This is a genomic window from Leptolyngbya sp. Cla-17, assembly GCF_016807185.1.
Taxonomy (GTDB): Bacteria; Cyanobacteriota; Cyanobacteriia; order Leptolyngbyales; family Leptolyngbyaceae; genus ULC077BIN1.
Map to the genome: position 1 here is coordinate 2673812 of NZ_JAEVYN010000002.1, position 26746 is coordinate 2700557.

General features: G+C 47.7%; 30 protein-coding genes. 7 read left to right on the forward strand and 23 right to left on the reverse strand.

Annotated elements, in window-relative coordinates; genetic code table 11:
• Positions 1–48 precede the first annotated feature (48 nt).
• The 5 genes from JOY44_RS33005 to JOY44_RS23275 form a co-directional block, all read right to left on the reverse strand.
• The gene (locus tag JOY44_RS33005; protein WP_203032164.1) at positions 49–153 is read right to left on the reverse strand and encodes an SDR family oxidoreductase; all 105 of its coding nucleotides are present in this window, start codon (positions 151–153) and stop codon (positions 49–51) included.
• A gap of 22 nt (positions 154–175) precedes the next feature.
• Positions 176–553 (reverse strand): SDR family NAD(P)-dependent oxidoreductase, encoded by a 378-nt coding sequence (locus tag JOY44_RS32220; protein ID WP_245404941.1) that lies wholly within the window; start codon positions 551–553, stop codon positions 176–178.
• Positions 528–797, reverse strand: coding sequence for an SDR family NAD(P)-dependent oxidoreductase (locus JOY44_RS32225; protein ID WP_245404942.1), 270 nt, complete (start codon positions 795–797; stop codon positions 528–530). Before JOY44_RS32225 ends, JOY44_RS32220 begins: the two co-directional genes overlap by 26 nt.
• Before the next feature lie 110 nt (positions 798–907).
• Positions 908–1732: an alpha/beta fold hydrolase gene (locus tag JOY44_RS23270; RefSeq protein ID WP_171575764.1), complete on the reverse strand. Its 825-nt coding sequence runs from the start codon at positions 1730–1732 to the stop codon at positions 908–910.
• A gap of 296 nt (positions 1733–2028) precedes the next feature.
• Positions 2029–2778, reverse strand: a complete 750-nt coding sequence (locus JOY44_RS23275; RefSeq protein WP_171575765.1) for an SDR family oxidoreductase — start codon at positions 2776–2778, stop codon at positions 2029–2031.
• 253 nt (positions 2779–3031) lie between these two features.
• Between JOY44_RS23275 and JOY44_RS23280 the strand changes: the two genes are divergently transcribed.
• Complete coding sequence (locus JOY44_RS23280) at positions 3032–4534, forward strand: mechanosensitive ion channel domain-containing protein (protein WP_171575766.1); 1503 nt, start codon at positions 3032–3034, stop codon at positions 4532–4534.
• A gap of 359 nt (positions 4535–4893) precedes the next feature.
• Positions 4894–5169, forward strand: a complete 276-nt coding sequence (locus tag JOY44_RS23285) for a UBP-type zinc finger domain-containing protein (protein ID WP_171575767.1) — start codon at positions 4894–4896, stop codon at positions 5167–5169.
• A gap of 79 nt (positions 5170–5248) precedes the next feature.
• Here the strand turns inward: JOY44_RS23285 and JOY44_RS23290 are convergent, their stop codons facing one another.
• Positions 5249–5830, reverse strand: a complete 582-nt coding sequence (locus JOY44_RS23290; protein WP_171575768.1) for an NADPH-dependent FMN reductase — start codon at positions 5828–5830, stop codon at positions 5249–5251.
• 337 nt (positions 5831–6167) lie between these two features.
• On the opposite strand from JOY44_RS23290, the gene JOY44_RS23295 reads away from it, so the two are divergent.
• Both JOY44_RS23295 and JOY44_RS23300 read left to right on the forward strand, forming a co-directional pair.
• Positions 6168–6536, forward strand: coding sequence for a helix-turn-helix domain-containing protein (locus JOY44_RS23295; protein ID WP_171575769.1), 369 nt, complete (start codon positions 6168–6170; stop codon positions 6534–6536).
• Between the two features lie 16 nt (positions 6537–6552).
• Positions 6553–7116, forward strand: a complete 564-nt coding sequence (locus tag JOY44_RS23300; protein WP_171575770.1) for an IS630 family transposase — start codon at positions 6553–6555, stop codon at positions 7114–7116.
• A 449-nt stretch (positions 7117–7565) separates the two neighbouring features.
• On the opposite strand, the gene JOY44_RS23305 is transcribed toward JOY44_RS23300, so the two are convergent.
• The 10 genes from JOY44_RS23305 to ltrA form a co-directional block, all read right to left on the reverse strand.
• A complete protein-coding gene (locus tag JOY44_RS23305; RefSeq protein ID WP_197985707.1) occupies positions 7566–8045 on the reverse strand; it encodes a hypothetical protein in 480 nt (159 codons plus the stop codon).
• Entirely contained in the window at positions 8035–8553 is a 519-nt protein-coding gene (locus JOY44_RS23310) for a DUF1993 domain-containing protein (protein ID WP_171575771.1), read from the reverse strand. Before JOY44_RS23310 ends, JOY44_RS23305 begins: the two co-directional genes overlap by 11 nt.
• 822 nt (positions 8554–9375) lie before the next feature.
• Positions 9376–10047 (reverse strand): HAD family hydrolase, encoded by a 672-nt coding sequence (locus JOY44_RS23315; RefSeq protein WP_171575772.1) that lies wholly within the window; start codon positions 10045–10047, stop codon positions 9376–9378.
• 207 nt (positions 10048–10254) lie between these two features.
• On the reverse strand, positions 10255–10647 hold the full coding sequence (locus JOY44_RS23320) for an ASCH domain-containing protein (protein WP_197985708.1): 393 nt from the start codon (positions 10645–10647) through the stop codon (positions 10255–10257).
• Positions 10619–10774, reverse strand: a complete 156-nt coding sequence (locus tag JOY44_RS23325; protein WP_203032099.1) for a hypothetical protein — start codon at positions 10772–10774, stop codon at positions 10619–10621. Before JOY44_RS23325 ends, JOY44_RS23320 begins: the two co-directional genes overlap by 29 nt.
• 6 nt (positions 10775–10780) lie before the next feature.
• On the reverse strand, positions 10781–11719 hold the full coding sequence (locus tag JOY44_RS23330; RefSeq protein ID WP_281063322.1) for a phosphotransferase enzyme family protein: 939 nt from the start codon (positions 11717–11719) through the stop codon (positions 10781–10783).
• 210 nt (positions 11720–11929) lie between these two features.
• A complete protein-coding gene (locus JOY44_RS23335) occupies positions 11930–12943 on the reverse strand; it encodes a phosphotransferase (RefSeq protein WP_171575775.1) in 1014 nt (337 codons plus the stop codon).
• A gap of 550 nt (positions 12944–13493) precedes the next feature.
• Positions 13494–13928: a DUF4265 domain-containing protein gene (locus JOY44_RS23340; protein ID WP_171575776.1), complete on the reverse strand. Its 435-nt coding sequence runs from the start codon at positions 13926–13928 to the stop codon at positions 13494–13496.
• Positions 13929–14473: 545 nt separating this feature from the next.
• Complete coding sequence (locus tag JOY44_RS23345; protein WP_171575777.1) at positions 14474–14758, reverse strand: hypothetical protein; 285 nt, start codon at positions 14756–14758, stop codon at positions 14474–14476.
• Between the two features lie 1627 nt (positions 14759–16385).
• Positions 16386–17885 carry a group II intron reverse transcriptase/maturase gene (ltrA, locus tag JOY44_RS23350; RefSeq protein ID WP_171575779.1) on the reverse strand — a complete coding sequence of 500 codons (1500 nt, stop codon included), beginning with the start codon at positions 17883–17885 and terminating at the stop codon, positions 16386–16388.
• 65 nt (positions 17886–17950) lie between these two features.
• Here ltrA and JOY44_RS23355 point away from each other — a divergent pair, with 65 nt between their 5' ends.
• Complete coding sequence (locus tag JOY44_RS23355; RefSeq protein ID WP_171572405.1) at positions 17951–18466, forward strand: helix-turn-helix domain-containing protein; 516 nt, start codon at positions 17951–17953, stop codon at positions 18464–18466.
• On the forward strand, positions 18463–19029 hold the full coding sequence (locus JOY44_RS23360; RefSeq protein WP_171572406.1) for an IS630 family transposase: 567 nt from the start codon (positions 18463–18465) through the stop codon (positions 19027–19029). Before JOY44_RS23355 ends, JOY44_RS23360 begins: the two co-directional genes overlap by 4 nt.
• On the opposite strand, the gene JOY44_RS23365 is transcribed toward JOY44_RS23360, so the two are convergent.
• A complete protein-coding gene (locus JOY44_RS23365) occupies positions 19026–19235 on the reverse strand; it encodes a reverse transcriptase N-terminal domain-containing protein (RefSeq protein ID WP_197985709.1) in 210 nt (69 codons plus the stop codon). The genes JOY44_RS23360 and JOY44_RS23365 overlap by 4 nt on opposite strands.
• A gap of 776 nt (positions 19236–20011) precedes the next feature.
• On the reverse strand, positions 20012–20209 hold the full coding sequence (locus JOY44_RS23370) for a recombinase family protein (protein ID WP_171575780.1): 198 nt from the start codon (positions 20207–20209) through the stop codon (positions 20012–20014).
• A 95-nt stretch (positions 20210–20304) separates the two neighbouring features.
• Between JOY44_RS23370 and JOY44_RS23375 the strand changes: the two genes are divergently transcribed.
• Positions 20305–21134 (forward strand): IS1 family transposase gene (locus tag JOY44_RS23375; RefSeq protein WP_171572121.1). Its coding sequence is split into 2 segments (ribosomal slippage): positions 20305–20646 and positions 20649–21134, totalling 828 coding nucleotides; the frame shifts between segments, so codons are not numbered across the junction.
• 472 nt (positions 21135–21606) lie between these two features.
• Here JOY44_RS23375 and JOY44_RS23380 read toward each other — a convergent pair.
• The 5 genes from JOY44_RS23380 to psbA all read right to left on the reverse strand — a co-directional run bounded on the left by JOY44_RS23380 (position 21607) and on the right by psbA (position 26311).
• Entirely contained in the window at positions 21607–22815 is a 1209-nt protein-coding gene (locus JOY44_RS23380; RefSeq protein WP_171575781.1) for a hypothetical protein, read from the reverse strand.
• Positions 22816–23053: 238 nt separating this feature from the next.
• Positions 23054–23635 (reverse strand): GUN4 domain-containing protein, encoded by a 582-nt coding sequence (locus JOY44_RS23385; RefSeq protein WP_171575782.1) that lies wholly within the window; start codon positions 23633–23635, stop codon positions 23054–23056.
• Between the two features lie 341 nt (positions 23636–23976).
• A complete protein-coding gene (locus tag JOY44_RS23390) occupies positions 23977–24543 on the reverse strand; it encodes an IS630 family transposase (protein WP_171571904.1) in 567 nt (188 codons plus the stop codon).
• Positions 24544–24570: 27 nt separating this feature from the next.
• The gene (locus JOY44_RS23395; RefSeq protein WP_171571905.1) at positions 24571–25056 is read right to left on the reverse strand and encodes a helix-turn-helix domain-containing protein; all 486 of its coding nucleotides are present in this window, start codon (positions 25054–25056) and stop codon (positions 24571–24573) included.
• A gap of 172 nt (positions 25057–25228) precedes the next feature.
• Complete coding sequence (gene psbA / locus JOY44_RS23400) at positions 25229–26311, reverse strand: photosystem II q(b) protein (RefSeq protein WP_171574740.1); 1083 nt, start codon at positions 26309–26311, stop codon at positions 25229–25231.
• Positions 26312–26746 lie beyond the last annotated feature (435 nt).

Below are 26746 nucleotides of genomic sequence, written 5' to 3' on the forward strand. Positions count from 1 at the left end.
TTAGATTTGTGCTATGCCACTATCGATAAACAACCAATGCCGTTCAAGCTAACGAAGACCACCCGTGATGTACAGCGTTTCACCCGTGATCCAGGCTGAATCAGAAGACGCGAAGAAGACAACGGCAGGGGCAATGTCCTGCGGCTGTCCGATTCAACCCAGTGGGATTAGCGCTTCAGTCTATTTGCGACCTTCGCTCGAGAATCCCTGCGGTGTGTGTACCCTCCGTTTCCACCATGCCAGGATTGATGGCATTGACGCGGATGTGGCGAGAACCCAACTCTTTGGCAAGCGACTTTGTGATGGCATCAACCGCTGCTTTGGTCGCGCTATCGACCGAGGCGTTCGCGGGTGTCAGCGTGCTAACAATGGAACTAACGTTGACAATGCTACCGCCCTCTTCGCCAAAGTGCTTTACGGCCTGCTGTGAAGTTAGAAGCAAGCCTAGCACATTCAGATCAAATTGCTTATGGAAATGTTCTTCAGTGATGCTTTCAAGCGGAGAAAATTCGTAGATGCCTGCATTATTAACGCAGGATATCGAGCTTGCCAAAGGCTTGTTTCGTTTCAGCAAAAAGCTGTTGAATCTCTGCCTCTTTAGCAACATTTGCCTGCACTGCGATCGCCTTTCCACCTGTACTAACAATCTCGTCAACCACGCGATCAGCACCTGCTTTGCTAGATGCGTAGTTGACAACCACGGCTGCACCTTCGGCGGCCAGATGTTTGGAGATCGAAGCACCAATCCCTTTGGACGCGCCTGTGACGACTGCGATCTTTCCATCCAGTTTTGCCATGTCTGTGATTCCTATAGTTGGTAAGCTTATTTGTCTGAAACAGATGCGAATCTACAAGAGTGCACCCGTTCGGATCGTTAACAGTGATGTCTCCCATCCGCGTATCCGCGTCAGGACTTGACGAATTCCAGCAGATCCGCGTTAAGTTGATCCTTACTCGTGTCGCCGAGGCTATGCGACCCGCCGGGATAGATTTTCAAAGTCGCATCCTTGACAAGCTTGGCAGACAGGAGAGCAGAAGCACCAATCGGCACGATCTGATCGTCATCGCCATGGATAATCAGTGTTGGTACGTCAAACTTCTTCAAATCCTCGGTGAAATCTGTTTCCGAAAACGCCTTGATGCAGTCATACGCGTTCTTATGTCCAGCCATCATGCCCTGCATCCACCACGAATAGATCAGCCCTTGGGAGACTTTGGCACCGGGTCGATTGAAACCAAAGAACGGTCCGCTGGCTACATCTAGGAAGAACTGCGAGCGGTCAGCCAAAAACGCTGCGCGAAAGCCATCAAAGACTTCAATGGGCAGCCCACCCGGATTCGCTTCTGTCTTGAGCATAATGGGTGGCACTGCGCCCATCAGCACTGCTTTGGCGACACGCGATGTCCCATGACGTCCGATGAAGCGTGCCACTTCGCCGCCGCCAGTAGAGTGCCCGATCATCACTGCATCCTTAATATCCAGCGCCTCGAAAAGCTCCGCCAGATCGTCGGCGTAGGTGTCCATCTCATTGCCGTTCCACGGTTGACTCGATCGACCATGACCGCGACGATCGTGTGCGATGCAGCGGTAGCCGTGCGAGGCAAGAAAAAACATTTGTGATTCCCAAGCATCTGCGCTCAGGGGCCAACCGTGGCTAAAGACGATGGGTTGTCCTGTACCCCAATCCTTGTAGTAAATTTCCGTGCCGTCTTTGGTCGTGATGGTGCTCATATTTTCCTTGTTTATTTGGTGATTTTGATGCGTTCGTAGACTAAATGCTGCTTAGTGCGATCGCCCCACCCATCTCTCTTGGCTGACATAAATAGGCTGACTTGATACAAAACACTAACAAGTAATCTTTGAAGGTACACTCCCCACCCCCCAAACGTTGCCCATCACCCGCCGCAAATAACCTCTGCAATAAACGATCAACTCTCGACGGTCGGTGTGCATGGGCGGTGTTATGCTACGGCAACACAAATTGCTCTTCCAGTAACCTTTGTTTATCTCAATTACTAACCTTGTAACTATAGAGTGCTCATGCCACCATCAATGATCATCTCGCTACCCAGCATGAAAGATGATTCATCTGAGGCAAGGAACACTGCTGCTTTGGCTATTTCAATCGGCTCACCAAATCGTTTTAACGGAATCTGATTACGAATTGCTTCTGCCATCTGCTCGACATTCTCGGCTGGAACCCCCATCTTTCCATAGATGGGGGTAGATACAGGACCTGGACTAATGGCATTGACTCGAATACCTCGCTCAACCAGTTCACCTGACAGAGTTCTTGCTAGCGAGATCATCGCAGCCTTACTTGCACCATAAACGCTAGAGTTTGGCATCCCAATATGAGCATTAATTGAAGTATTCAGGATGACCGAAGCGGGATTCGCCAAAATGGGCAACAGACTTTGTATCAGAAAATAGGGTCCTTTGAGATTGACTGCAATTTGATTGTCGAACGATGCTTCATCCCAAGCGGCAAGTGGTTGAAAAACACCAATTCCAGCGTTAAGAAATACGGCATCAACCTGATCAAAAACTTCAGCGATTTGCTCCGCCAAGCGCTTTTGTTCGCTGACTTCACCCGCCTCGCTCTTGATGACGATTACCTCTTTGCCCAGTTCTTGCTGTGCCTGAGCTAATGTATCTGGGCTACGTCCAGTGATGACTACACGCGCACCCTCTGCCAGAAATTGCTTGGCTGTCTCAAGTCCTATACCTGTCGTGCCACCCGTGATGAGGGTACGTTTTCCTTGCAAACGATTCATGAAAACTCTCCTAATCTAAGGCTTTCAAGGCTCTCGCTCACAATAGCACGAGGCTTTTGGGTTCAATAGTCGCTTACTTTACATCGACAAGATTGGCAATCGCCCTCACAAACAACAACACGAGCCGCATAACCGGTTCTGGTCAGCGGCTGCAAAAGACTTTGCAATCCCCAAAGCAACTCCGTCAGTCCGCTGCATCAGAATGGTTATACTGCGTCTCAGCCGATGCATTCAACTTAGTCATGTAAGCGCAATGAATTCCTCACTCCCCCAGTTTTTTGCCCGTAGTAGTCAATTCCTTCAAACAACCCTCTTTAAAGTTGGAGATGAAGCCATCTCATTGCTTTGGCTTCTCAAGCTGACATTAGCATTCCTGACGGTGGTGGGATTTTCAATGCTTTTCAAGCGACTGCTCAACGACCGCTTGCTGCTGCGACTGGGTATGAGCCAGGGACACCGAGAAGCGATCGCCACGCTTCTAAGCTACGGTGCTGGTACGCTGGGCTTCATCCTAGTTCTGCAAGTGAATGGACTCAATCTCGCACCCTTAGTGGTGACCTTGGGTGGTTTGGGCATTGGCGTTGGATTTGGGCTGCAAGAAATCACCAAAAACCTGATCAGCGGGTTGACCTTGCTAATCGAAGGCAAACTCCAGGTCGGCGACTATGTTGAGTTCGACAGCTTATCTGGCTACATCAAAGAAATTTCGCTGCGCTCCACCGTCATCCGCACCTTTGATGGCGGCGATGTAGTGGTTCCCAATAGCAACTTGACGAGTAATCGCGTGTTGAATTGGAGCTACAAAAGTCTCACAGGTAAACTGCACTTATCCATTAACGTGGCTTACGACAGTGACCCCATCTTAGTCACCGAAACCTTGTTGGATTCGGCTTATATGGAAGCGGCTGTGCTGCACGACCCACCGCCAAAGGTTATTTTCAAAGGCTTTGGCGACAGTGCTCTGGAGTTTGAACTGTGGGTATGGGTGGCTCAAATTGACGAGGGTATTTCGGTGCGAAGTTCCCTCAATTTCATTCTTGAACATAACCTGCGCCAGGTGGGACTCAAAATGCCGTTCCCTCAACGAGATTTATGGCTACGGAACGCCGACATCCTTAAACTGAATCCCCCTCAACCTCAAGAGCCTGAAGCGTCAACCGCTGCTCCCAATGCAACCAGCCAGCCCAGTTTGCCGCCTCACTCAGATCTCCCCAGGCGATCGCGGCAGTCCATTTCCATTCGAGATGCTTTGCGACAATTTCCTCACTTCAACCTTTGCTCTGACCTTCATCTGCGGGAGCTAATTGAAACGGGCTATCGCAAGTTTTTTGCCGCATCAGACGTGGTGTTTACCGAGAACGACTTGGGCAGCCACTTTTATTTGGTGCTGTCCGGTTCTGTAGAGACCGTAGTGACTCGACTCAATCAATCGGTCAAGGTTTATCACCCTGGAGATGTCTTTGGCGAGGTGGCGATCATGCTGAATCTGCCTTACACCGCCACTGCTCATGTCTTGGAAGACACTAGCTTGTTTGTGATTCACAAGCATAGCTTTGAACGCTTGCTGCGCCTGCACCCCGCCTTAGCAGAAACATTCACTCAAGAAATGACGAAAGAAAAAGAACTCTATCAAGGCATTCGACAACAGTTGCAAGACCTCGGTTTGTTGGGCATGACTGAGCACAAGCATCGCTTTACGGATTGGGTGCAAGAAAGGCTAAAAGGTATTTTTGCCGCTGGAGCGCCGATTGCATAACAGCGCGATCGTCTAAGCCTGCTCATAAAACACCCCATCGCGGATGTGTTCAAGGGCAACCGCTGCCTGCCGCAAAGAGACCGTAAAACTCCTTCAGGTTGTCCCTTTTCGGACGTTGCTGAATAACGCAATGAATCATTAGGGCATTGAAACATCCTGAAAGTTGCAATGGCGAAGTAATAGCCGAATCGAGTGTCCCAGCATTCTCACGGATTTTGAGTAGCACTGACAAGCAACACAGATATAATTTTATATGCTCGCATCATGCCGTTCTTACAGATAAGATTAGAGCCGCATTCATGACATTGCATCAGACTTAGCCTCAATTCATAGCCCTATTATGCAACGCCCCAAAATTTATGTCCTGTCAACATCTCAATGAACTGACACTAGAAAATCTAATTCCAAAAGCCAACTACCCCGTATTTCAGTGTGAGGAATGTATGCGAATCAATGCTCGTTGGGTGCATCTTCGCATTTGCCAGACCTGCGGTAAGATGTTGTGCTGCGACTCGTCTGAACATCAGCATTCTCGCCGTCACCATGAAGAAAGCGGACATGCAGTGATCAGTTCAGCAGAGTTAAGAGAGCAATGGCTGTGGTGTTTTGTGGATGAGCAATTGAAGAACTATTGAAGTGGCACTTAACCTAATCACTTTGCTTCATCAATAAGCGATCGCGAGTTGATGCGTAAATTTTTCTGTTGGAGCATGGCTAACCATGTGATGGTGAAGCTGTATCTAAGGCAATCAAAGCGCCTACTCCATTGCTTGCTTTAATCAGCCTATTGAGTAGTGCCCCAAGTGCTTGTGCCGTCGCGCGGTCTGTAAATTCGCCCTGATCATTCAGCTTGGCAGAAACAGCGGGGATCAGCAGGGTTGCCCCCTCCACAATCGTCGCCATCATGACCGCAAGCGTCTGAATGAGTGCGGCATGAGCATGAGCGCCACCATCAGGCGATGGGGAAGCACTAATAATAGCCGTGGGTTTATTGATGAATTCTCCCGAAGACACAATCCAATCGAGCGCATTTTTCAAAACTCCGGGTATGCCGTACGCATATTCGGGTGTGCAAACGATGACACCATCGGATTCTTTGAGGAGAGAGCGCCACTCTTTGACCGATGCAGGCACAGTCTCGTTGTCAAGGTCGGGATTAAAGTGGGGCAGTTCACCTAGTGTTTCATAAACTGAGATGCTAATATCAGGCGGTGCTAAAGTAGCTGCTGCCCGCAAAATGGCTGTGTTTGAAGAACGCTCACGTAAGCTGCCGGAGATCGCCAAGATTTTTAACATGGGTTGAAACTCGATTTACGATCAGCAGTAGAGCCATTCTAAGATGACCTTAAGCGTCTAGCAGGAGGTTTATGCATGGCACATCTAATCAAACCGCCTGGTGATGAAGGAGTGATTCGTTCAAAATCCCCTGCTGCTCCCTGTCGGCAAAACGCCAGAGTGTGAGTACTGATCGCCACGATTCTTGGCTCCAGCATGGCTGTCAAAAATCAGACTAATCTCAAGTATGGACGGCTTCGGGCTGGCAACGGCAAACCGCTATCCAATTTTACAGCGATTTTCAGGTAATCAGCCCTTTTTGGTATAATGTGAGTTGAAAAACTACCCGGTCTGTAAAATGCCCGTCGCTTACTCTACTGACTTACGGACTCGTGTCATTGATGCTTGGACGGCTAAAGAAGGAACTCAAGCTCAACTGGCCGAACGATTCAAAGTGAGTGAAAGTTTTGTCAAACGGGTGCTGCGTCGGTACCGCAGCAGTGGACAAAAAGAAGCCAAGCCGAGGGGAGCAACCCTTGCTCCCACGATAGATGGAGAACTATTGAAGCTAGTGCAAGGGTGGGTTGAGCGCAAACCTGACATCCATCTAGACGAATTGTGTAAGCAATTAGAAGCGCATCAAGGAATTAAAGTGAGTCAGCCTACGATGTGTCGAGCATTGCAACGCTTGAAGCTGCCCCGTAAAAAAAACACTGTACGCAAGTGAGCAAGATTCTCCTAGAGTGCGGGAGCAGCGAGATGAGTACCGTCGCACTCTAAAGCAGGTGGATGTGCGAAACTTGGTGTTCATCGACGAAGCCGGCATTCATCTGGGCATGGTGCGCTTGTTTGCACGAGCTTTGCGAGGACAACGAGCAGTCGATGCAGTGCCTCGCAATCAGGGAACGAACGTTTCTGTGATTGGGGCACTGAGTATAGATGGGTTGATTGCGTCAATGACATTGAAGGGGAGTGTGGATACGCCAGCATTTTTGAGTTACATCCACGATGTGTTAATTCCCCAACTATGGACAGGAGCAATTGTGGTCATGGATAACCTGAAAGTGCATCATGCCCACTCGGTCCGCACTGCCATTGAAGCAGTTGGAGCACAGGTGGTCTTCTTACCTCCTTACTCACCAGACTTATCTCCCATTGAGCTGGGTTGGTCGAAACTCAAGCAATTTCTACGTTCCAAAGCAGCTTGTACTGACCAAGCCCTTGACCAAGCTATGACGGAGGCGGTCCACTACGTCACCGAAAATGACGCGCTCGGTTGGTTTAATCACTGCGGTCTATTCACTTGAAAATCGCTATAAGTTGGGTCTCTTCCAAGTTGTAGCCCCCGGACTTAAAATCTCGAAACATGGGTTCGATGGAAAAGCGCTTCGAGTAAACCCCCTAAAGCGTCATCAAGAGTATCGAGGTCGGTGAGCAGATACCAGACTTGATTCGCTTTACCCTGATGGTACACCCGCTTCCATCGCGTGACCAAATTGAAGTTGCTGAAAACTTGCACTCATCGGTTCGGTTTTGATACATAGATTGATTGACAAGTTGTTTTACAGGATTTGAGGGCTGAAACGCCCAGTTGCGATCGCCCTTTTGCTTGTCTCAATTGGGGTCCTTTGATTGACAATTAACGTTGTCCATCACCCGCGCCCTGCTGCCGTACCGGATGAGAGACCTGCTAATTGGGCATCGGGTGTATGCCGTTGTTATGCCTCGTGCGGGGAACTGCCAACGAATGGTTATTTTAACCCTCCCAGAAATCATTCAACTGCCGCCACCATTTTGCCGATTCAGGCTTCAAGTATAGAGAGAACTCTTCAGGGTTAACGCCGGAATTTCCTGCGACATTCTGTATTCCTTCAAGCATCCCGATTGTAGCTGCCTCTCTAACATAAGCATCGCCCTCAAGATGAAGCCTCTCAATAACCTCAAACACCGCCGGAAAAACCTCCGTCTGCTTGGCTTTATGCATCTCGACAAGGTGGTGCGCGAACTTTCCTAATTCGGGGTAGAGCAAATCATCATCTTCATAGAAAGCACGCTGCTCCTTCAGCTTTTCATTGAAGGAAGGGCAGGCTTCCAAGAAGAGGGGCATAACTTGCTCTTTCGTTATCATCGCATCACTCAACAGAGGCATAACGTTCCGACTGAAGCGGACTGCTGGGAGATCTTGGTGCATTGCAAAGGTTACTTGCAGCCGCTCAGTCGGGTTGTTAGGCTTCATTCCTTTTTATTGATGGCACCAAGTGCATCATGTAATCTCGTTTTCCAATTGGTACACCAGCCATGCGAAGAATATCGTAAGCCGTGACCATATGGAAGTAGAAGTTTGGAATTAGAAATTCATTTAAATAGGCATTACCAGACAACTCGAGGTAGAGGCCCTGCCCCAATTCAATGCGCGTCACCTCAGCTAGCTTTACATCTTCAGCGTTAACACCCCGAAGAAGATCCCTAGTGTTTGCTATGTGCCCGTTTGCCTGTGCGAGAGATGTGACATCTGGATTTAGATTATTCGCAGGTTTACCATCACACCAGAGCGCAAAGTTGCGTGGTTGATTGCAGGTGAAAGCAATCTGTGTGCCGAACGGAAGCATATCAGCCGCAATGCGCTTTTGAAGGAACGACTCATCATCACAAAAATGAGATTGAGCTGACTTCAAGAGATGTTCAAGAGTCGCTAAGCGGCTTTGGAAGAGGGTTTGGATTAAATTTATAGCCTGACTTTGCATTTTGCGATCCCTCAAGACCTACTCTATGAATCCTAGCTGTATCTAGAACGAATTTCAGCCTAACGAGCAAGATAAGCGGCTGTCAAAGTCTTTGCCACCCTACCAAGGATGCCCAATAGTCCGCTTCATCAACTTGTTAGCTGGCTAGCACCACTGATTGCCCCAACTCCTTTGGAATAGCTCAAACTCAATATTTTCCCCCTCTTGCTCCTCCTAATCCTTAAACCTAATAAAGACCAGAGGACTCTAGCGACCGGATTAGAGCGTTGATGAATCTTGTGCCCAACAAGCTCGATAGTAACCCACATGATACAACCAACAATGATGCAGCCCCGATGGTAAGCAAGTTCAATTCTACAGACGACAACAAGAAAGGGATAATTACCATGAAAAGACCAAGTGCAGATCCGCCAAGAAATCGGTAGACAAAGTTAGCGGCAGAGTGCTGTTTAAGATCAGTATCTTCAGAAGCCATATAAGGATTTTCTAACTCTTTAGTGAACATGATATCTACACTTTAACGTGGGGGCTTAACAGCATAGTTCTCTGATTGCAGACAACTTTCAGCACAAGTGGTGTCCATCAATTCAGTGCAGCACCGTTAGGTTAGCTACATCTCACTGCCAATCCTTCTAACTACTTCACCTCTTAACCAGTTGATCGCCTCCTAAGCGTTTTCAGGGGTCACCAATACCTCGAAGAACAAGTGCAAGAGCTTTGTGAGAAGCCAGCTAACGTTCCGCCTCACCCGCCGCTAGTACCCTCTCGAATTTAACGAAAAGACTCCAAACTGTCGGGTGCAGGCGGATTGTTAGCTGACCGTCAACAGCTATTGAACTGTTTTAGGATTGAAGGAATCTCATTCAGTTCATTGATGATCGCATCCGCTTCTTTCGCCTCGATCCACGATGAATTACGCTTCCAAATCGTCTTCATCATTGCACCTTTTGCTCCGGCGATATCAGCTTCAGGGTGATCGCCAACAAATACACTGTCGAAGGCTGCTACGCCCAATCGATCCAGCGCACGTTGAAAAATCTCCACTTGTGGTTTCCTGACTTGTTCAACTTCAGAAATGAGAATGGCATCAAAGTAGTCTCGAATCCCTAATCCATTAATTGCACGAGCTTGAAACTGCCCTCGACCATTTGTGATGATGCCGAGCAAATAGCCTTGCTGTTTCAATTCATTCAGCATCTCGATGAGGAACTGAAATGGTACACAGTGGAACTGAAATCGCATTTCATAATCTTCAAGCAGTAACTGCCAACTTATTGCCTCAATAGAAAACTCTGTCACCAGAGCTTGATAAACCTTGTCTTTCCAAACATGACCGTGACAATCTAGCTCGATAAATCGTGTAATGTAATCAATTTTAGAAATGTGACTTAAATGCTCAGTCAGCCGATCGTATTGCACTGAAACAAATTGCTCAATTGAAGCATCGCGATCGAGCAATGTGCCATCTAAATCGAAGATAACTGACTTCAGCATTTCCTGAATGACTACTGATAATTTTGAAACTGCCCCACCCAACAAAACGAAGCCAGCTAACGACCAAGCTCACCCGCCGCTGAAGTGAAGCGAGGCACGAGCGCAACGGAAGCGGTCGGGTGCAGCGCCTTGTTGTGTTGTTGTCATTAGCGTTTTACCGGCTAAACCTCCAGCCTGATAAGCCGAAATTGCTAATCCAAAATTCCGTTAGATAGATTTGATGATGTCAATGAGCTTGAATCGTTCGCAATACAGCAGCATGTTTGGCGCGAAGTTGCCTTGTCGCTCGTAATAGTTGCGGTAACCCGCTCTCCACGATGCGAGCGTTCTATCGTCCTCGCCGCTATCATAAGCGAACGCTTCGTCGACCTCATCGTAGCGGAGTAGCCGGAGTTCTGTCGTCTCGATTACCGCCACAGGAGAGCCATTCCCATCCAACACTACATGCTGTTGCCCTACCTGTGTTTGCTGGCCTTCGTTTTGATGCCATGCTGAACCCGTTTTTACCCCACTGACAACCAGCTGTGCCAATTTATCTGCCAACTGCGGCGTATCACCAAAAGAAAATTTGTTAAGTGTTGACCACCATTGCTCGCTCATAAATGTCATTGTAACCAGTTTGTCCGACCGCTTCTATCCGGTGGGGCGCAACAATACAACGGTGAAGTGCAGCGGCGGCATGCAACTTCAAAATCCACATCGACTGTTTTCGCCCGTCCGCTGCCACGCAGTGTTATGTGGTTCCCAGATTTGGCAGATTGGACAAGTATTCAACGCAGACAGAGATGTTTTCACGAGCTTCATCTTCATCCTCCTGCGCGCGCTCTGGTGTCCAGTCGCTTACCGGCCACGTCATGATTTCCAGGCACCGCATTGCTGTAAATACATCGAGATTGGCAGAGATCATAGGCTCGGTCTCTGGAAGGATAGAGAAGTATCCACGGATAAGATCTCCGCAACGCCGTTCCGCGACATCAGGCTCATCCAGAGCGGTCTCTGCCACAGCTACGCCGAGATCCCAGAACAGCACGCCTTGCCCGCACTCGGCGAAATCGATGAGGCTCCCAACACCTTCGTGTACGAGGACATTGTCGCGGTGTGCATCGGAATGAATGATGCCGGTCCAGACTCCATCTTCGAGGTATCGGTTATAGACCGGCGCGACTGACTCAAGGCTACGGAGCACGACTGCTTTCTCACGTTTGGAAAAGAGCCTGAGCAAAGCCGGATCTGTGTAGTGAATGGAAATGCGTTCCACATCCCACGCTCGACCCGATTTGAGAATCTTACCCCGCGTAATCTTGTGCAACCGTGCGATCGTTGCTCCGAATGCGAAAAAGTCTTCCTCACTCTCGAAGTCTGGATGGTCGCCGCAGACGTAGCTCAATTCTATGGCGAGGCCTGTACCGTCAATTACGTGCCGACGGAGCGGTTGAGGCGCTGGTGAATCGTTGGACTCAGAAAGAAGAGTCAGCGCGTCCCAAGCAGCGGCAAGATCATCAAGCCGACGTTGGTCGCCCACCGTGAGCTTCAACACGGTTCTGTCACCGTCCGGCGTAAGCAAAAGGCACGTTGCCGAATAGGCATCGGCTGATAGGATTCTTGACGACTTGCCGGGGGCAAGATCGCGAACGATGCTACTCCATCGCTGGGGATGTTCTAGTCTGCCCAAGCTATCTGCTTTGGATATAAGCCTTAGAAAACGCTATTGTGGCACATCAATTGCCAGCAGTCAAAGCTGTGCCGTACTGTAATAACGACCATCTGCAACACCCGAAATCCACATAACGGCAAAGCTCACCGGACGCAGGCAACCTTTGCCTCTCACCAATAACCTTGATACGTTCCGGTGCAGCGAAGTGTTGGGCTGCTGTTGAAATCATCAAAGTTTATCCTCATCAGTTTGTATCATGCTTAGAAACTCTCTCAGCAGATCTGGAACTGCTTCAATATATCTGTTTCGATTTGGTGCATCCATACTTGATAAAACTGGCAGCCACCTCAAAATTGCAAGAATAGGTGACAATTGTTGGGCTAGCTCAAACGCTTCTTCTAGTCTTTCTTCTGTCTCATATTCAGTCCACTCCTCTAAGTAGCACTTTCTGAGTTGCTTGAACCAGAGCGAATTTTTTCCCAAATCAAATCTCCTCTCTAAACTGCCATAGGTACTGTGTAAGCTGAAGAAAGGATGAGCGATACTACTGTCGCCCCAGTCAAAGAACATGTATCGTTCATCGTCAACAAAGACGTTTCCATCATGTAAGTCTCCATGATGAAGTGTTTCTGGTATGCTAAAAGTCGCTAGTTGTTCACATAACTTGACCAATAAATCAGCCTTATTCTGCAAACACTGATATTCGAGTAAACTGAGTCCACCGGGATGATTAAGACCTAGCGTTTCGGTATCCGTCAGAAGTTGTTGAAGCCTAGCAGGTAAAACCACTAAACGGCGATCGGGGACACCCAGTTCCAAAAATTCATTTAGATAGTTGGCAGAATCCTGCTGCACTTTTGCATAGATTGGCAAGAGATTCTCCCAGTGTTGAATATCATCCTCAATTTTCAGAGTTTCCCGAAGCATCATCCCTCCATCAGGCATAAGCAGCCAACCCTGTTCCCTAGCGATGGCTAAAACTTGTGGCATACAGTGAGGATACCGATGCGATAGAACTTGGGTGAGTGCTGCTTCATAGGCAAGATCTGATACAACTGCTTTGAAGTAGATACTGCCTATGCTTGTGGGAACTTGAAGTATTGTTGACCAATGACGAACGCGAAGCTGCTTAATTGAACCAATGCGTTTGATACCTTGTTGATGTAACTCACGATCAATCCAACTACTGGCTTGAGCAAGCCAGCTTTGTTGTGTCCAAAGTAGTCCACCAAGATGAGCCACAGAGATCCCAAAAGGTTTTTTTCAATTACAAATGCTTTTTCGTTACCTTGAAGACTGACAGGTAACCTTGCTGTACAGTCTCACCAGTAACGCGAAGCCGACCAACGGCACAAGTCAGCGGTTGCCGATCACCTCGAATGCCCCAACGATCTCCCGTCAATCCGCTGCACTGCCGTGTTAGCTGGAGCACGCACCGATCGCCCCCCAACTACGTCTCACCCACAATCTCCTGGATGCTTTCAGAATGACCGATCGCTCTTTGCTACCGTCTCACCGATCGCCTCCTGAGCGTTTGCGGACTCACCGATCGCCCCTTGCTACCGCCCCCAGTCTCCTGAGTGCTTTTGGATACTGAGAAAATTTTGAGTGACGATCGCAACCCCAGACTCCTGGGCGTTTTCGGACTTGTCAATTGCCGCGCGGGACAAGTGCAAGGACTTTGAGCGGAGCCAGCTACCGTCCCCGTTCACCCACCATAGATAACCTCAAACGCTCACAGATAACCTCTCTGCGGTCGGCGTGCAGGGGCGTTGTTATGCACTCAACGTAGTCAGATATGATAATGCTGGAGTGGAATTGCTTCAGTTTGAATATAATTCAATATCGTCTGAGAATCAAAATTTGGCGGGATGTGTACTAACCAGAAAGAAGCCATTGAAACCACTGAAGCACAGCCATTTTTTTCTAAATAATCACTAAATTTAATTGCATCTTCGCCGCGACAACCTGCCCTTGCCATCAGACGTAGCGTTGTATAACCAGATTTTTCAATGATTTGTGTGACCGAGAGATGTCCGTACTCATTGGGCTGAGCTTCAATGATGTCGTTTAAGCCGAGGTCTAAAGGATTGCTATGGAAGAACAAATCCCAATAGATATCTTTAATGATGTAACGATTTTGCCCGATTGATTCACCGGCGAAATAGGGCGCGTCTTCTTCGCCATCGTTACAGAATAACTCGGTTAATCGATTCTCGTTATCCATGTGGGGATCTATTGAGGGGACAAGTGCAACGACTTTGAGCAGAGCCAGCTAACGTTCGTATTCAGCGGATATAAATCACCTTTGCAACTCAACGAAGAAGACTAGTTGTTCCGCTGCAATACGGTTGTTAGCTGGCTGACGCGCAACAACCTAACCAACCTCAAACTCGGCACCATCACCGATCGCCCCCGCTACAGCAAACCGCTCTGAACCTTGAACCGCACCACCGATCTCCCTTAAAACTCACCCTCTGACACTCACCCCAAAACTGCTGGAACTTTTGCCACTCATGCGATCGCTCTCACTGACCCAACCTCCGCCAACTCAACCGCTGCTACCAACAAATAACCTCGCGGTAACAACAACCTCGAATCAAGGAAGACAGCTAACGCTTGAGATGACGTGGGGCGAAACCGAATACACGCAAGTTCAGGGTAAAAGAAACCGTTGATAACAAAGTCTCTGTTTCGCCCTCACGTCCATTGAATTGTTAGATACGTTTCCGATTTCACTACGCCGTTTCCCTTCACGCAACTACGGCAACTTCACTCTCCCGTCGTAATGTACGTGTAGCTTACTTCGGTGTCTCTCAGAACCTTTACTTGGACACGAGAGTTGGCTACGCTCGCACGAGTGACATTAACGAGTTTGTTTGTTCCGTCCAAAGTCTTCTTTTGGCTATCCCAGCCTAACCAGCCGACTCCATAGCGAATCTTTACCTGCGCTCCGGTTGGGTTTTGAAACCTGCAACTGTAAGTGGCATTCCAGCCAGATTCCAACGTTCGCCAGTCTCCAGCTCTTACAAACTTATTCCGCGCAATCTCTGCCATAAATAATCTCCTTTCGGTATTTATCCATCTTGAAACTCCATTGGTAGGTATTCAAATTCCTCTGTGGTGCTAATCAATCAATGCTCCGCTTAACGAAGCAAGCATTAGCTCAAAACATGAATACCTGATGCTCTTTTGTTACCGGGCAAAGTAATATGCAATTTAGGCGTTTCTCCAAATCGGTAATGCCTTATGAGTTTCTTACATCACAACTTAAGGACAGTTTGTAACAACAACATTGGCAAATGTACCATTAGGATTAGCATCTTCAAATGCTGTAAATGTTAATCGAGCACCAGAATTACATGCAGCAGAACGTCTAGATACAAAACTACCAGATCTCTCTACAGTTTCTGAAATTTGTATCTGGCGGAGTCGATCATCAGTTATTCGAACAACAACTCGCCTATTTGGAGTGAATCTATTTCCCCTAACAGTGAAAATTGTGGACGAGCCAGATCCTTCACTTGAAACAGTAATGGATCTTAGTGTTGGAGCTCCGCTTTCAGATGGTGTTGTGTAGAACCCGCCCATGTCTATGTATGCTATCGTTCCCGCAGGTGCCACATTCAAAAAGCAGTTAACGCCATCATTCTTTCCAGATGAGCATTGGTCGTACTTCATATAAAAGGACTTTCGTTGGTATACGAACCCAGTTTTCGGCACTGGCCCAACATAGCAGTTGAGTCCATCAAATGTCCCAAGTGCGCACTGATTGTTGCGTAATGGTGTTGTGTAGAACTGGTTCTTATACACGAACGCTTTCGTTCCCGCAGGTGCCACATTCAAAAAGCAGTTAACGCCATCGTTCTTTCCAGATGAGCATTGGTCGTACTTCATATAAAAGGACTTTTGTTGGTATACGAACCCAGTTTTCGGCACTGGCCCAACATAGCAGTTGAATCCATCAAATGTCCCAAGTGCGCAGGACTTAGCTTGTGGCAGTCCAGGTTTGATAGAGCCGGTTATGACCAAGCCAGAAACGATCATCGTATTAAAAAAAAGCTTTATTAATGTATTCATCATTTTTCCGGGTATAAAACAACATGGTTATTCCAGAACACCTATTCTGCCTAACTATTGATTATGCGGAAACTTTCCGTATATCTTCCTAATTTAGGCAGATACCCCGAAACTTTCCGTATATTTCCCTGATTTGAGTGAGTACTCGGAAGCTTTTATGCAGTTGGATCGAGAGGCAAGCAGAAATCAGAGGCGTGCTCTCGAGCAGCAGTCTTTATGTCAATTGAGGAAATTAGCTCTGTGTTCATGATGTTGATTGTGAAATGTTTTATTGAGGAAGTTGACGTAGCTCAATTATGAGAAACTCAACACAGCATTGACGGTACCCTCAAGGGTTATTTCTTGTACAGTATTTCAACGCAGAAGTGTTGTCAGGCTAACGTTCCCAATCACCGGACGCATAAGAACTTTGCATCACAGCGTAGAGCATGAGGCGTTCCGGTGGAGTGGGCTTGTTAGCTGGCGTTAGATCAGCGGATAATTAGGGGTTAAACTCAGCGGAGCAGTCGCCCACCCCGCTGGTCTTCAGAACCGTGCTTGAAGCTTGTAACCTCACACGGCTCCTCAGCAATTTGGTGCTTGTCATGCATACCTACTGAACCAACTAGGATTGAACGGTTGCTCTTTCCCGTTTTGTCTTAACCACATGGCAGTGTCGATGGAGCAGTTGGAGGTTTTTGTATTCGTCCTTACCCCCTTGTGAGAGTGCAAGAATGTGGTCAATATCCAACTGGTCCCCATCTTTGAAAAACAGTTCACAGGCTGGGCATTGTCCTTTCTGGCGCTTGAGTAGCCTTGCCACTCGGGTTGGCACCTCTGGATTGCTGCCCAATCTTGTACTCCAATAAAGCCAATCGCCATCATAGGGACTTCGATTTCCCTGCACCTTGATATGCCGCACAATGGGCGTATCACGATGTTTGAGAAGGTGCATCGGTTGTCCGTTGAGTGTGACGCTAAAGCGCCAATTCTCTCCACTCTCCATTCTCCAGTAACGGTGAATGATCCAGTAAAGAGACTTATTGGGATGACGACGACGTGCCCAAGCCCGCAGTTGCTGAAAGATGAGATGGTCAAGCTTCTCAAAACAGGCTTTGCTGACCACGGATGCATAATAGTTTGCCCACCCTCGAATACGTGGATTCAGATGACGAATCAATGCCGCTTGAGGGGCTGCTCGATGGGTCTTGATAATGCACCCGATTGCTTCAAGTTGCTGTTTCAGCTTAGCGGGACTGGGTTTGATGAGAGTCTTAAACCCAAGTGCTTGGGGATGCTTGCCTCGGGTTCCAGATTTACCGCATTGATATTTGCCAACGTGGAATTGCCGAATCTGCATACCCAAAAAATCAAATCCCACTCGTCCCTCAAATGGTTTGAGGGTATGCGTGATGTGGGTTTTGCTTGGCTTCAAGGTTAAGCCCATGCCACCTAACCACTGTTGTAATGCCTGCTGGCAGGCTTGTACCACTGTAATATCTTCGTGTAACACCACAAAATCATCACAGTAGCGAATGAGCCGTGCCGTCTTAGAGACTTGGCTCACCACTGCCTCCATTCCGTGTAAGGCGATATTTGCCATCAACGGAGAGCAACACCCCCCTTGTGGCACACCTTCTTTGGTCGGAAACAGTGCTCCTCTCTCCATCACCCCAGCACTTAGCCAAGCTTGAACTTGTCGTCGTAGCGTTGGAAAGGTCTTGAGTTTTGCCAGCAAGGCGGACTGGTCGATCCGGTCGAAGCATTTTTCGAGATCTGCATCCAAAACGAATTTGGGCTTTTGCCGAATGGCACTGAAAATCGCTTCAATCGCATCATGGCATGAGCGGCTTGGTCGAAACCCATAGCTGTTGGGCTCAAACTTTGCCTCCCATTCGGGTTCTAGTCCTAGCTTTACCAATGTCTGCACACAGCGGTCATGGATTGTCGGAATACCTAACCCACGCTTTTCCGAACTTCCAGGCTTCGGAATAAAGACCCGGCGAACGGGTTGTGCTCGATGGGTTAGGTGTAACATACTGACCAGTTTCAACCGCTGGGATGGAACCAATTGCTTGATTCCATCAATTCCGGCTGTTTTCTTGCCAGTGTTATCCTGAGTCATACCAAATTAAATTGGAGCCATTACAGATCAGATAAACTGAGCGATGTAGAGGTGAGAGTCTAACAATGGCTGGAGTAAGCGCAATCGCAATTAAAGAAAGTCTCGAGGAGCTAGGCACCCGTTTGCGAGCGGTTGAACAGCCGATACTCAAAGAGCGATTGCAAGTGTTGTACTGGCTCAAACAAGCGCACGCACCGAGTGTCAGTCAGATTGCGATTGCAATTGGCAGGCATCGGGGCACGGTGCAAAAATGGTTAGCCCTGTACCGAGCGCAAGGATTAGAAGCATTGCTGGTGGTTAAACCCACTCCAGGAGGAGGCAACCGGGTGATTCCAATGTGGGCGGAGGTTGCCTTAGCCAAGCGATTGCAGGAACCGAGCAATGGGTTTAGCAGCTATGGGAAGGTGCAGCAGTGGCTGTTAGAGAGTTTAGGGGTAGAAGCCGAGTATCATGCGGTCTACCAGATGACGCGCTATCGACTCAAAGCGAAACTCAAGGTCGCCCGTCCTCAAAACATCAAGCAGAACCGAGTCCAGCGAGAGGCATTTAAGCAAACCTCGCAGACGACCTCGACTTATTGAGTCAGTACTATCGGCAGGTGCGCCAGGATGAGCGACCGATTCGTTACTTCGCACAAGATGAGAGTCGCTTTGGACTTCACACGCTCATCGGACGATTAATTACGGCAGTTGGGGTTAAACCCATCGGGGCGTGGCAATGGATATTCAAAGCATTCTGGCTATACGGTGCTGTGGAACCTACCACAGGAGAGTCCTTTTTCTTGCAATTCTCCCATGTCGATACCGCATGCTACCAATGGTTCTTAGATGAGTTCTCCAAGGCTTACCCCGATAGTCTCAACATCCTGCAAGTGGATAACGGACGGTTCCACAAAGGCAAAGACCTTATTGTGCCAGAGAACATTATCTTGGTGTTTCAACCGCCTTACTGCCCAGAGTTAAATCCTATCGAGCGTTTATGGGAACATCTCAAGGCGGATCTCAAGTGGGCTGCGTTCAAAACGCTTGACCAACTGCAATCCAGGGTTGATCAACTCTTAGCCCAGCTAACCCCTCAAGTGATTGCTTCCCTTACAGGCTACCCCTTTATCCTCAATGCACTATCTGTCATTGACACCATTTAAATTGGTATCACCTGACGTACCGCGAGACACCTGGCAGACCAGGATCTCATCAGAGTCTTTTGAAGTCGATGAACTGCCTTGACATCGCCACGCTGCGAGGCTTTGAAGATGCGCTTTTGCAACTTAAACACGCGCCGCTCTAGCTGACACCAGGGGATCGTGTTCCATTCCATCATCGGGTTTACCCGTGCTTTAGACATTTTCATTGCTAATCACTCCCCTTCATTCCAAATCACCGTGCCTACGTCTGCATATCCTGCGGCTTTCCCGCTGGCATTAGCTTCTTAGGCAATCCCTCTCACCATTTGCTTGCGGTTAGCACCTACTCGCCCGCCTGACCCAGGGGGCAAGAGCAAATGGTGAGTTACTTCGTTCCGAATAACCATTGATTAGAACCCTTAGAGTGATGCTCTCCACCGGGTTTATTGGGAGTGCAATTGGTCGCTCATACACACGCCAACCCCTTATCCTTTGCCTTTTGGCTCCAGCCTATCAGCCTGATTTGGCTGGTTAACGGTGACGATGGTTCAATGCATCTTCACGGGTGTTACTCATCGGTTCTCTGCTCGACGGGTTTCCAAGTAAGGCTCTCAGATACCGCCTTTTCACCCCGCTTTACGGATTGATGGCTAGTCGCTACCGTAGGGGTGATGCTGTCACCACTGCACTTGTGGGGAGGGGCTTTCACCCTCATGATTATTCAGTTACAAGGTTGTTTGAGTTGTTAACCTCCTTTATTCCTTGCTAGCTATCCCCAAGCTTTCGCTTGTTTCAGCTAAACGAATCGCACGTATGACACCGTTCCTGGCAATTAAGTACCACATCGGCTGAAACCTTTTCTGGGTGGAAGGTTCAGACTGTGATCGTGCCTATTTTAGACACAATTGATGAACAGAATCCGCTGCGAGGGAATAGTGGCGGTGCTTGATTGATAATTTCTGCTCATCTTGTTTTTGGTGATCACTCATTGCGAAACGAGCAACTATTCAAATGCAGGTTGCTTCAACATTTTGCCAGATTCCTTATCTTCAAACCACTGCACGGATGCTAGATCGTGCCCGTGGCGAATTAGCCATTGCTCAATTTCGGCTTTCTGGCTATCCGTTTTCTGGGTGCGAGAAGAGACCCGAAGATAACACGCGATCAAGCGGGACATGGTGAAGCGGGAAGAGGATGCCAAATAGAGGATTGTGCGTTAAAGGATTGTGGGCTTGGTAAAGGTTAAAGGATTGTGGGCTTGGTAAAGTAGGATCAATTCTTTCCCCTCAAGAAGCTATGGAATGCCGACTTTGTGGTCATCCTAAGTGTCATAAGCATGGCAAGCTGCCCAATGGACACCAACGCTATTTCTGCCCTCACTGCCAGCAAACCTTCTGTGAGAGCTTTGACACGCTGTACTACTGGCGACGAGTGAGTCCGGAACAAGTTCAGCAGGTGCTACAAGCTCATAGTGAGGGCAGCAGCTTACGAGGGATTAGCCGAATTACAGGCTTGGCATACAACACCGTGGTCAGTATTGTTCGGGCATCGAGTGCCAAGGCTCAGCTAATTCATAACGACCAGGTCAAGCAAGTGGCAACCGCAGAGGTGAGTGCGGATGAGATGTGGTCTTTCGTGCAAAAAAACAGAAGCAATGTCTTTCCAATGAATTAGAAGTGGGAGACTGCTGGATAGGTCTGAGTTTAGCGGACTCCAGTGGACTGATTTTAGCGGCACGAGTGGGCAAGCATACAGACGAACTTATTGAGGAATTGGTAATTAGTACACAGGGAAAAACGGCTTGCAAACAGTGGAACAGTGATGACTGGGGAGGCTATGAACGAGTCCTTCCGCCTGAAATTCTGCACTATGTTGGCAAAGACAAAACGCAGCGCTTAGAGCGAACCAACGGCATCGTCCGACAACAAACTGCTCGATGGCACCGCAGGCAAAACAAGTTCGGCAAACGGTGGGAGCAAACGAAAGTGACAACACGCTTAGTAGTCAGCTATTTCAATTGGATTTGGCGGCATAGTCGATTCAAAACAACTGCGGCTCAACGAGCAAAACTGGCTGAGCAGCCTTGGACCTGGCAGGATGTCGTTACCTACCCCACAATCCTTTAGTGCACTACCAAATAGAGTACACTCTTTTTGGCGGTGTTTTTCCGCTCAGTCAACGCCTGAAATTCCTGGTCATTCAACAGACGAATTGGAATGAACCCTATTTGTCAGGGTGAGCCGAGGGAAATTGACTCAAAGTGCAAAATCGCGTTGAAGAATTAGTGCACAAGAAGTCGGAAATTTACAGCTCAAGCACCGGAGTGTGATCCCAATCGGAGTTCGCCAACGGTATCCGGTGGTTTGATTGACTATTGGGGGTTGAAGCTAAGTTTCTGTATTTACAGTTCTACCAACCCTTTCAAATCTGACTAGATATCAGCGCCAACAGACAAACTGCTAATTGTCGCCATAACGTGTAGCCGAAGCCGCATAACGACTTTAGTCAGCGGTTGCCAGAGACTTTGCCATATAAGGAGCTTTTGGAAATCCACTGCACCAAGGTGTTAGCTGTCTATCAGTCGTAATTCCCTAGAGATTAACCCTTTCGCCAAACCTCGGATAGTTGAGCTACTCTCGCCCAAAATGACTCTAAGCTGGTGGAACCATCTTTACGCATCTCGTTGAGTTTCTCGTTGAATAGTTGAGTTACTTTTCCATAAAACAGGTCTAATGTCTCTTGAGATAGTTTCTTCCGAATAGATTCAGATATACGTGGGTTTTCTGAGATTGCCTTACCTAAGGCTAAACCAAACTCTCTTTGAATAAAGTCTTCTGACGCTACGGAGTCGATTAATATTGATGGCACTTTCTCGGCTAACAATGTCAGTATTTGTGCGGAAGCATTAGGATTCGTAGCTAGCTGAATTAACCCGTGATAGGACAGAGTATGAGGAGGAAGTATAGGATCGTAGGGTTGTTCTCGAACTAGAAACTCAAGAATTTCTGTAGGAGTATTAGGGTGCCCAGCAACAAGATTAATTACCCTATCCTTTCTTTCAGCAAGTACTGTTAATATTTCTGCCGGAGCATTCGGATTTTGTGCTACTGCAGAAACTACATCCAATTCTTTATCCTTAACTAATCTCTCTAGGACTTCAATAGAAGCATTAGGATTCTCTGCTATTGCTAACCGAATATCTTTTAACGGATGGGTAACTAGTGATTTTAATCCAACTTTAGGAACATTTAGGTTGGCAGCAACTGCTTTACAAACAAACCAGACTGGATCGATAGCTAACTTTTCAAGAATTGAAGCTGGAGTTTTAGGATTCATGGCAACTGCTTCACGAACTACAGCATGAGAATTTTCGGCAAAAATTAACAACACATCAGCAGTAGCTTCTTGATCCCTAGCATATTGAATCTCTTGCTTAAAAATGCACTTACAAGCTTCTTTAGCTCGAAGATTCTGAACATCAGTGTCTTCTGATAACTTTTCAAGAATAGGCAAAGTTGCATTAGGATGGGCAGCAACTCTCAGACGAATTGCACAGTCTTTATCCCCGGCAAGTTTTTCCAATATGGCTACTGTTGCATTAGGGTTGTTTACAATTTGAGTACGGACAACCAAGTGATTGTCTTTAGCGAATTTTTCTAGAGCTTCCGCTGGAGTTTTAGGATTTCTTGCTATTTCTTTACGTATTTGCCAATTTTCGTCCTCAGTCAGCTTTATAAGGATTTCTAGTGAAGTATTATGATCCTTAGCAGCTTTTAACTTCTGATTAAAACTGTTGAATTCTAACATTCATTAGTCTCCAATTGTAGACTTCCACCCCTTAGAGAGTTCGGCTGTGTGCTAGATACATATAGATATATAGAAGAGGGTTTAATCACGCTGCTTTTGGCAGAAATCTTTAGCCCATCAACCGCCGCAGGTGCCCCTTGCATCACAACCGATTAACTCTCGACGGTCAGGTGCATGGGCGTTATTTAGATCGCTCTGACCATTGCATGAATGAATATCTCTGAATATCCCGGCAGACTTAAGTTTGTTGACTTACATTACGAAGACAATACTCCATTCTGCTAAAAAGAACATTCCAATTAATAAGTTGGCATCCCCACGCTCTATAAATAAGAACTCTTTGGGGGTAGTAACCAGAAGGAATAAAGGTACAATTCTGAGAATTAAGCTTTTCACCTTGAGGTTCTCTATTAGAACCAAAGTATAGCGGTACGCCCTTTTCCTCAGTAGCCCATCCAACCTCTACTGCAAATCTGTCTCTGAAGTTTTCATACTGTTTGTGAGCAGGTTCATCATTGTCGGTTGCATAAGATTTGACAATACTTTCCCAAATTCTACTTTGGACAGAGAAGCCAAAGCGTAAGCCATTAGCTCGCAACCAGAGGTTATTGATGATACATAGGTCTTCGCAGGGAACCATCTCAATACTGTCGCTACTTAAATGACCTTCAGGTTGTCCTGCTGCTCGCGCCATCACTCTAAGAGTTTGGCGGTCAGCCTCTTCCCAATTTTGCTCTACAAGTAGATTGTGTAGTTGGCTGTAATTATTACCGATAGTAGATAGAAGAGGGGTATTCCCGAAATTTGGTAAGTTGGTCATAAACATACCCTTGTAGCTTAGTAGGGTTGGATTTTAATTATGTTCACTTGGCTGATTTAATTCCTTAACTCATCACGATATAACTCTACTAAAACAAGACCTTCAGTACTAGCAATCATATCCCTATGAAAAGCCTCTAATCATACCCTAACCATGAACTCATGCTTCTTTGACATCCCAACTTAACTGCTGCCTCAATAGAAAAAGTTGCAGTCTAACGGTCGTATTCAGCGGCTGCAAATTCAACTCAGACATCAACATCGCTGTTGGGGCTGAATCATCTTGCAAAGCGGAGCCAAAGAAGTCGGTTTTTGCTGACGCTGTTGTTTCGTCATACCAATTTAAATGGTTTCAATGACAGATAGTGCATTGAGGATAAAGGGGTAGCCCGTGAGAGAAGCAATCACTTGAGGGGTTAACTGGGATAAGAGTTGATCTACTCTGGATTGCAGTTGGTCAAGCGTTTTGAACGAAACCCACTTGAGATCCGCCTTGAGATATTCCCATAGCCTCTCAATTGGATTTAACTCCGGACAGTAAGGCGGTTGGAACACCAGGATAATGTTCTGTGGCACAATCAACGCTTTGCCTTTGTGGAACCGTCCGTTATCCACTTGCAGGATATTGAGACTATCGGGGTAAGCCTTGGAGAACTCATCCAAGAAGCATTGGTAGCACTCGGTATCGACATGGGAGAACTGCCAGAAAAAGGATTCTCCGGTGGCAGGTTCCACAGCGCCATAGAGCCAGAATGCTTTGAACACCCGTTGCCATGAGCCAATGGGTTTCACTCCAAAGGCTGTAATCAAACGCCCGATAATGGTATGCAGCCCAAAGCGGCTCTCATCCCCAGCAAAATAGCGAATAGGTCGTTTATCCTGGCGCACTTGCCGAGCGTATTGGCTCAACAAATCGAGGTCGTCTGCAAGGTTTGCTTAAATGCCTCTCGTTGTGCTCGGTTCTGCTTGAGGTTGTTGGGGACGAGCCACTTTTAGCTTGGCTTTGAGCCGATAACGGGTCATCTGGTAGACCGCATGATACTGGGCTTCTATTCCTAAACTCTCCAAGAGCCACTGCTGCACCTCCCCATAGCTGTCAAACCCATTGTCCGGTTCCTGCAATCGCTTTGCTAAGGCAACTTCTGCCCACATTGGAATCATCCGGTTGCCTCCTCCTGGCGTTGGCTTGACCACCAGCAATGCCTCTAATCCTTGTGCTCGATACAGCGCTAACCACTTTTGCACCGTGCCTCGATGCCTGCCAATTGCAACCGCGATCTGGCTGATGCTCGGTGCTTGCGCTCGTTTGAGCCAGTACAACACTTGCAATCGTTCTTTAACTATCGGCTGTTCAACCGTTCGCAAGCGGGTGCCTAACTCCTCGAGACTTTCTTTAATTACGATTGCGCTGACACCAGCCATGATTAGACTCTCACCTCTACATTCCTCAGTTTATCTGATCTGTAACTACTCCAATTTAATTTGGTATCAGTTTAAGCGCTACGACTTACCTCAGCCTGCCAGTTCCTCAGCCACATACTAAAAAGGTGCCCCTCAGTTGAGGGGCACCTTGTCGATTCTATTAACCTGTAACTTAACCGTTGATGGCAGGAGCAGTCAGAGCAACCGGAGTCGCTTCGCCCGCAGCCAAGTCTAGTGGGAAGTTGTGAGCATTGCGCTCATGCATCACTTCCATTCCCAAGTTGGCGCGGTTCAATACATCCGCCCAAGTGCTCACCACTCGACCTTGCGAGTCGATGATGGATTGGTTGAAGTTGAATCCGTTCAGGTTAAACGCCATGGTGCTGATGCCCATGGAGGTCAACCAGATGCCAATCACAGGCCATGCACCCAAGAAGAAGTGCAAAGAACGTGAGTTGTTGAAGCTGGCGTACTGGAAGATCAACCGTCCGAAGTAGCCGTGGGCTGCAACGATGTTGTAGGTCTCTTCTTCTTGACCGAACTTGTAGCCGTAGTTTTGAGACTCAGTTTCGGTGGTTTCACGAACTAAGGAAGAGGTGACCAACGAACCGTGCATTGCACTGAACAAGCTACCACCGAATACACCTGCTACGCCCAACATGTGGAAGGGGTGCATCAAAATGTTGTGCTCTGCTTGGAAGACAAACATGAAGTTGAAGGTGCCAGAGATGCCCAGAGGCATGCCATCAGAGAAGCTGCCTTGTCCGATGGGGTAGATCAAGAAGACTGCGGTCGCTGCAGCAACAGGTGCGGAGTATGCAACACAGATCCAAGGGCGCATTCCAAGACGGTAGGAGAGTTCCCATTCGCGTCCCATGTAGCAGAAGATGCCGATCAAGAAGTGCAATACAACTAGTTGGTAAGGTCCACCGTTGTAGAGCCATTCATCCAAGGATGCGGCTTCCCAGATGGGGTAGAAGTGCAAGCCAATCGCGTTGCTGGAAGGAACAACTGCGCCGGAGATGATGTTGTTTCCAAACATCAAGCTACCTGCAACAGGCTCACGGATGCCATCGATGTCAACGGGAGGAGCAGCGATGAAGGCGATGATGAAGCAGAGGGTGGCAGAGAGCAGGGTAGGAATCATCAGGACTCCAAACCAGCCTACATACAGGCGGTTATTGGTGCTGGTGACCCATTCGCAGAAGTTCTGCCATACAGACTGGCGCTCGACGCGCTGTAGTGTCGTGGTCATGGTTTGAATAATTGCAGTGTAGGTTTGAATAAATGGGCTAATTTCTTAGCCATGGGAACAATATAGCGAGTTAGTTAAGCATTGTAAAGAAAATGAGTGACGGTTTCTCTTGGTAACTCACATAACTTAGTCTGTATAAAACTCTGTCAGTAGGACAAATGTACGGTGAATTTATGTGGGTCGTCGGGCCAAATTAATGTCATCGATCGTACATAGCCTCTTTTGATGCGGTTTCAATGGCTGAAAGCCCCATTCTCTCGTAGTACTTCTGCCACTCCCACAGAAGTGCTGCTGCTGAGCCTCGCTTCAATAGATTCTCTAAAACTCAATCCAAATAAGGCTTTCCAGCCCATCTTGCACTTTTTTAGTCGTGTATCGGCTCAACCCCTTGTACGATTCCAGAGCCGCTCAAGAGGTTATTAGAGTGCTACCATC

Bases quoted from the DNA above. Each gene is read 5' to 3' on its own strand.
- JOY44_RS23395 (WP_171571905.1), bottom strand. From the start codon at position 25,056: ATGGCTGGTGTCAGCGCAATCGTAATTAAAGAAAGTCTCGAGGAGTTA.
- JOY44_RS32225 (WP_245404942.1), bottom strand. From the start codon at position 797: ATGGCAAAACTGGATGGAAAGATCGCAGTCGTCACAGGCGCGTCCAAA.
- JOY44_RS23290 (WP_171575768.1), bottom strand. From the start codon at position 5,830: ATGTTAAAAATCTTGGCGATCTCCGGCAGCTTACGTGAGCGTTCTTCA.
- JOY44_RS23345 (WP_171575777.1), bottom strand. From the start codon at position 14,758: ATGGCAGAGATTGCGCGGAATAAGTTTGTAAGAGCTGGAGACTGGCGA.
- JOY44_RS23305 (WP_197985707.1), bottom strand. From the start codon at position 8,045: ATGAAGCCTAACAACCCGACTGAGCGGCTGCAAGTAACCTTTGCAATG.
- JOY44_RS23340 (WP_171575776.1), bottom strand. From the start codon at position 13,928: ATGGATAACGAGAATCGATTAACCGAGTTATTCTGTAACGATGGCGAA.
- JOY44_RS23320 (WP_197985708.1), bottom strand. From the start codon at position 10,647: ATGAGCGAGCAATGGTGGTCAACACTTAACAAATTTTCTTTTGGTGAT.
- JOY44_RS23295 (WP_171575769.1), top strand. From the start codon at position 6,168: ATGCCCGTCGCTTACTCTACTGACTTACGGACTCGTGTCATTGATGCT.
- JOY44_RS23270 (WP_171575764.1), bottom strand. From the start codon at position 1,732: ATGAGCACCATCACGACCAAAGACGGCACGGAAATTTACTACAAGGAT.
- JOY44_RS23365 (WP_197985709.1), bottom strand. From the start codon at position 19,235: ATGAAAATGTCTAAAGCACGGGTAAACCCGATGATGGAATGGAACACG.
- JOY44_RS23275 (WP_171575765.1), bottom strand. From the start codon at position 2,778: ATGAATCGTTTGCAAGGAAAACGTACCCTCATCACGGGTGGCACGACA.
- psbA (WP_171574740.1), bottom strand. From the start codon at position 26,311: ATGACCACGACACTACAGCGCGTCGAGCGCCAGTCTGTATGGCAGAAC.
- ltrA (WP_171575779.1), bottom strand. From the start codon at position 17,885: ATGACTCAGGATAACACTGGCAAGAAAACAGCCGGAATTGATGGAATC.
- JOY44_RS23315 (WP_171575772.1), bottom strand. From the start codon at position 10,047: ATGCTGAAGTCAGTTATCTTCGATTTAGATGGCACATTGCTCGATCGC.
- JOY44_RS23385 (WP_171575782.1), bottom strand. From the start codon at position 23,635: ATGACCAACTTACCAAATTTCGGGAATACCCCTCTTCTATCTACTATC.
- JOY44_RS23310 (WP_171575771.1), bottom strand. From the start codon at position 8,553: ATGCAAAGTCAGGCTATAAATTTAATCCAAACCCTCTTCCAAAGCCGC.
- JOY44_RS23355 (WP_171572405.1), top strand. From the start codon at position 17,951: ATGGCTGGAGTAAGCGCAATCGCAATTAAAGAAAGTCTCGAGGAGCTA.
- JOY44_RS23380 (WP_171575781.1), bottom strand. From the start codon at position 22,815: ATGTTAGAATTCAACAGTTTTAATCAGAAGTTAAAAGCTGCTAAGGAT.
- JOY44_RS23285 (WP_171575767.1), top strand. From the start codon at position 4,894: ATGTCCTGTCAACATCTCAATGAACTGACACTAGAAAATCTAATTCCA.
- JOY44_RS23280 (WP_171575766.1), top strand. From the start codon at position 3,032: ATGAATTCCTCACTCCCCCAGTTTTTTGCCCGTAGTAGTCAATTCCTT.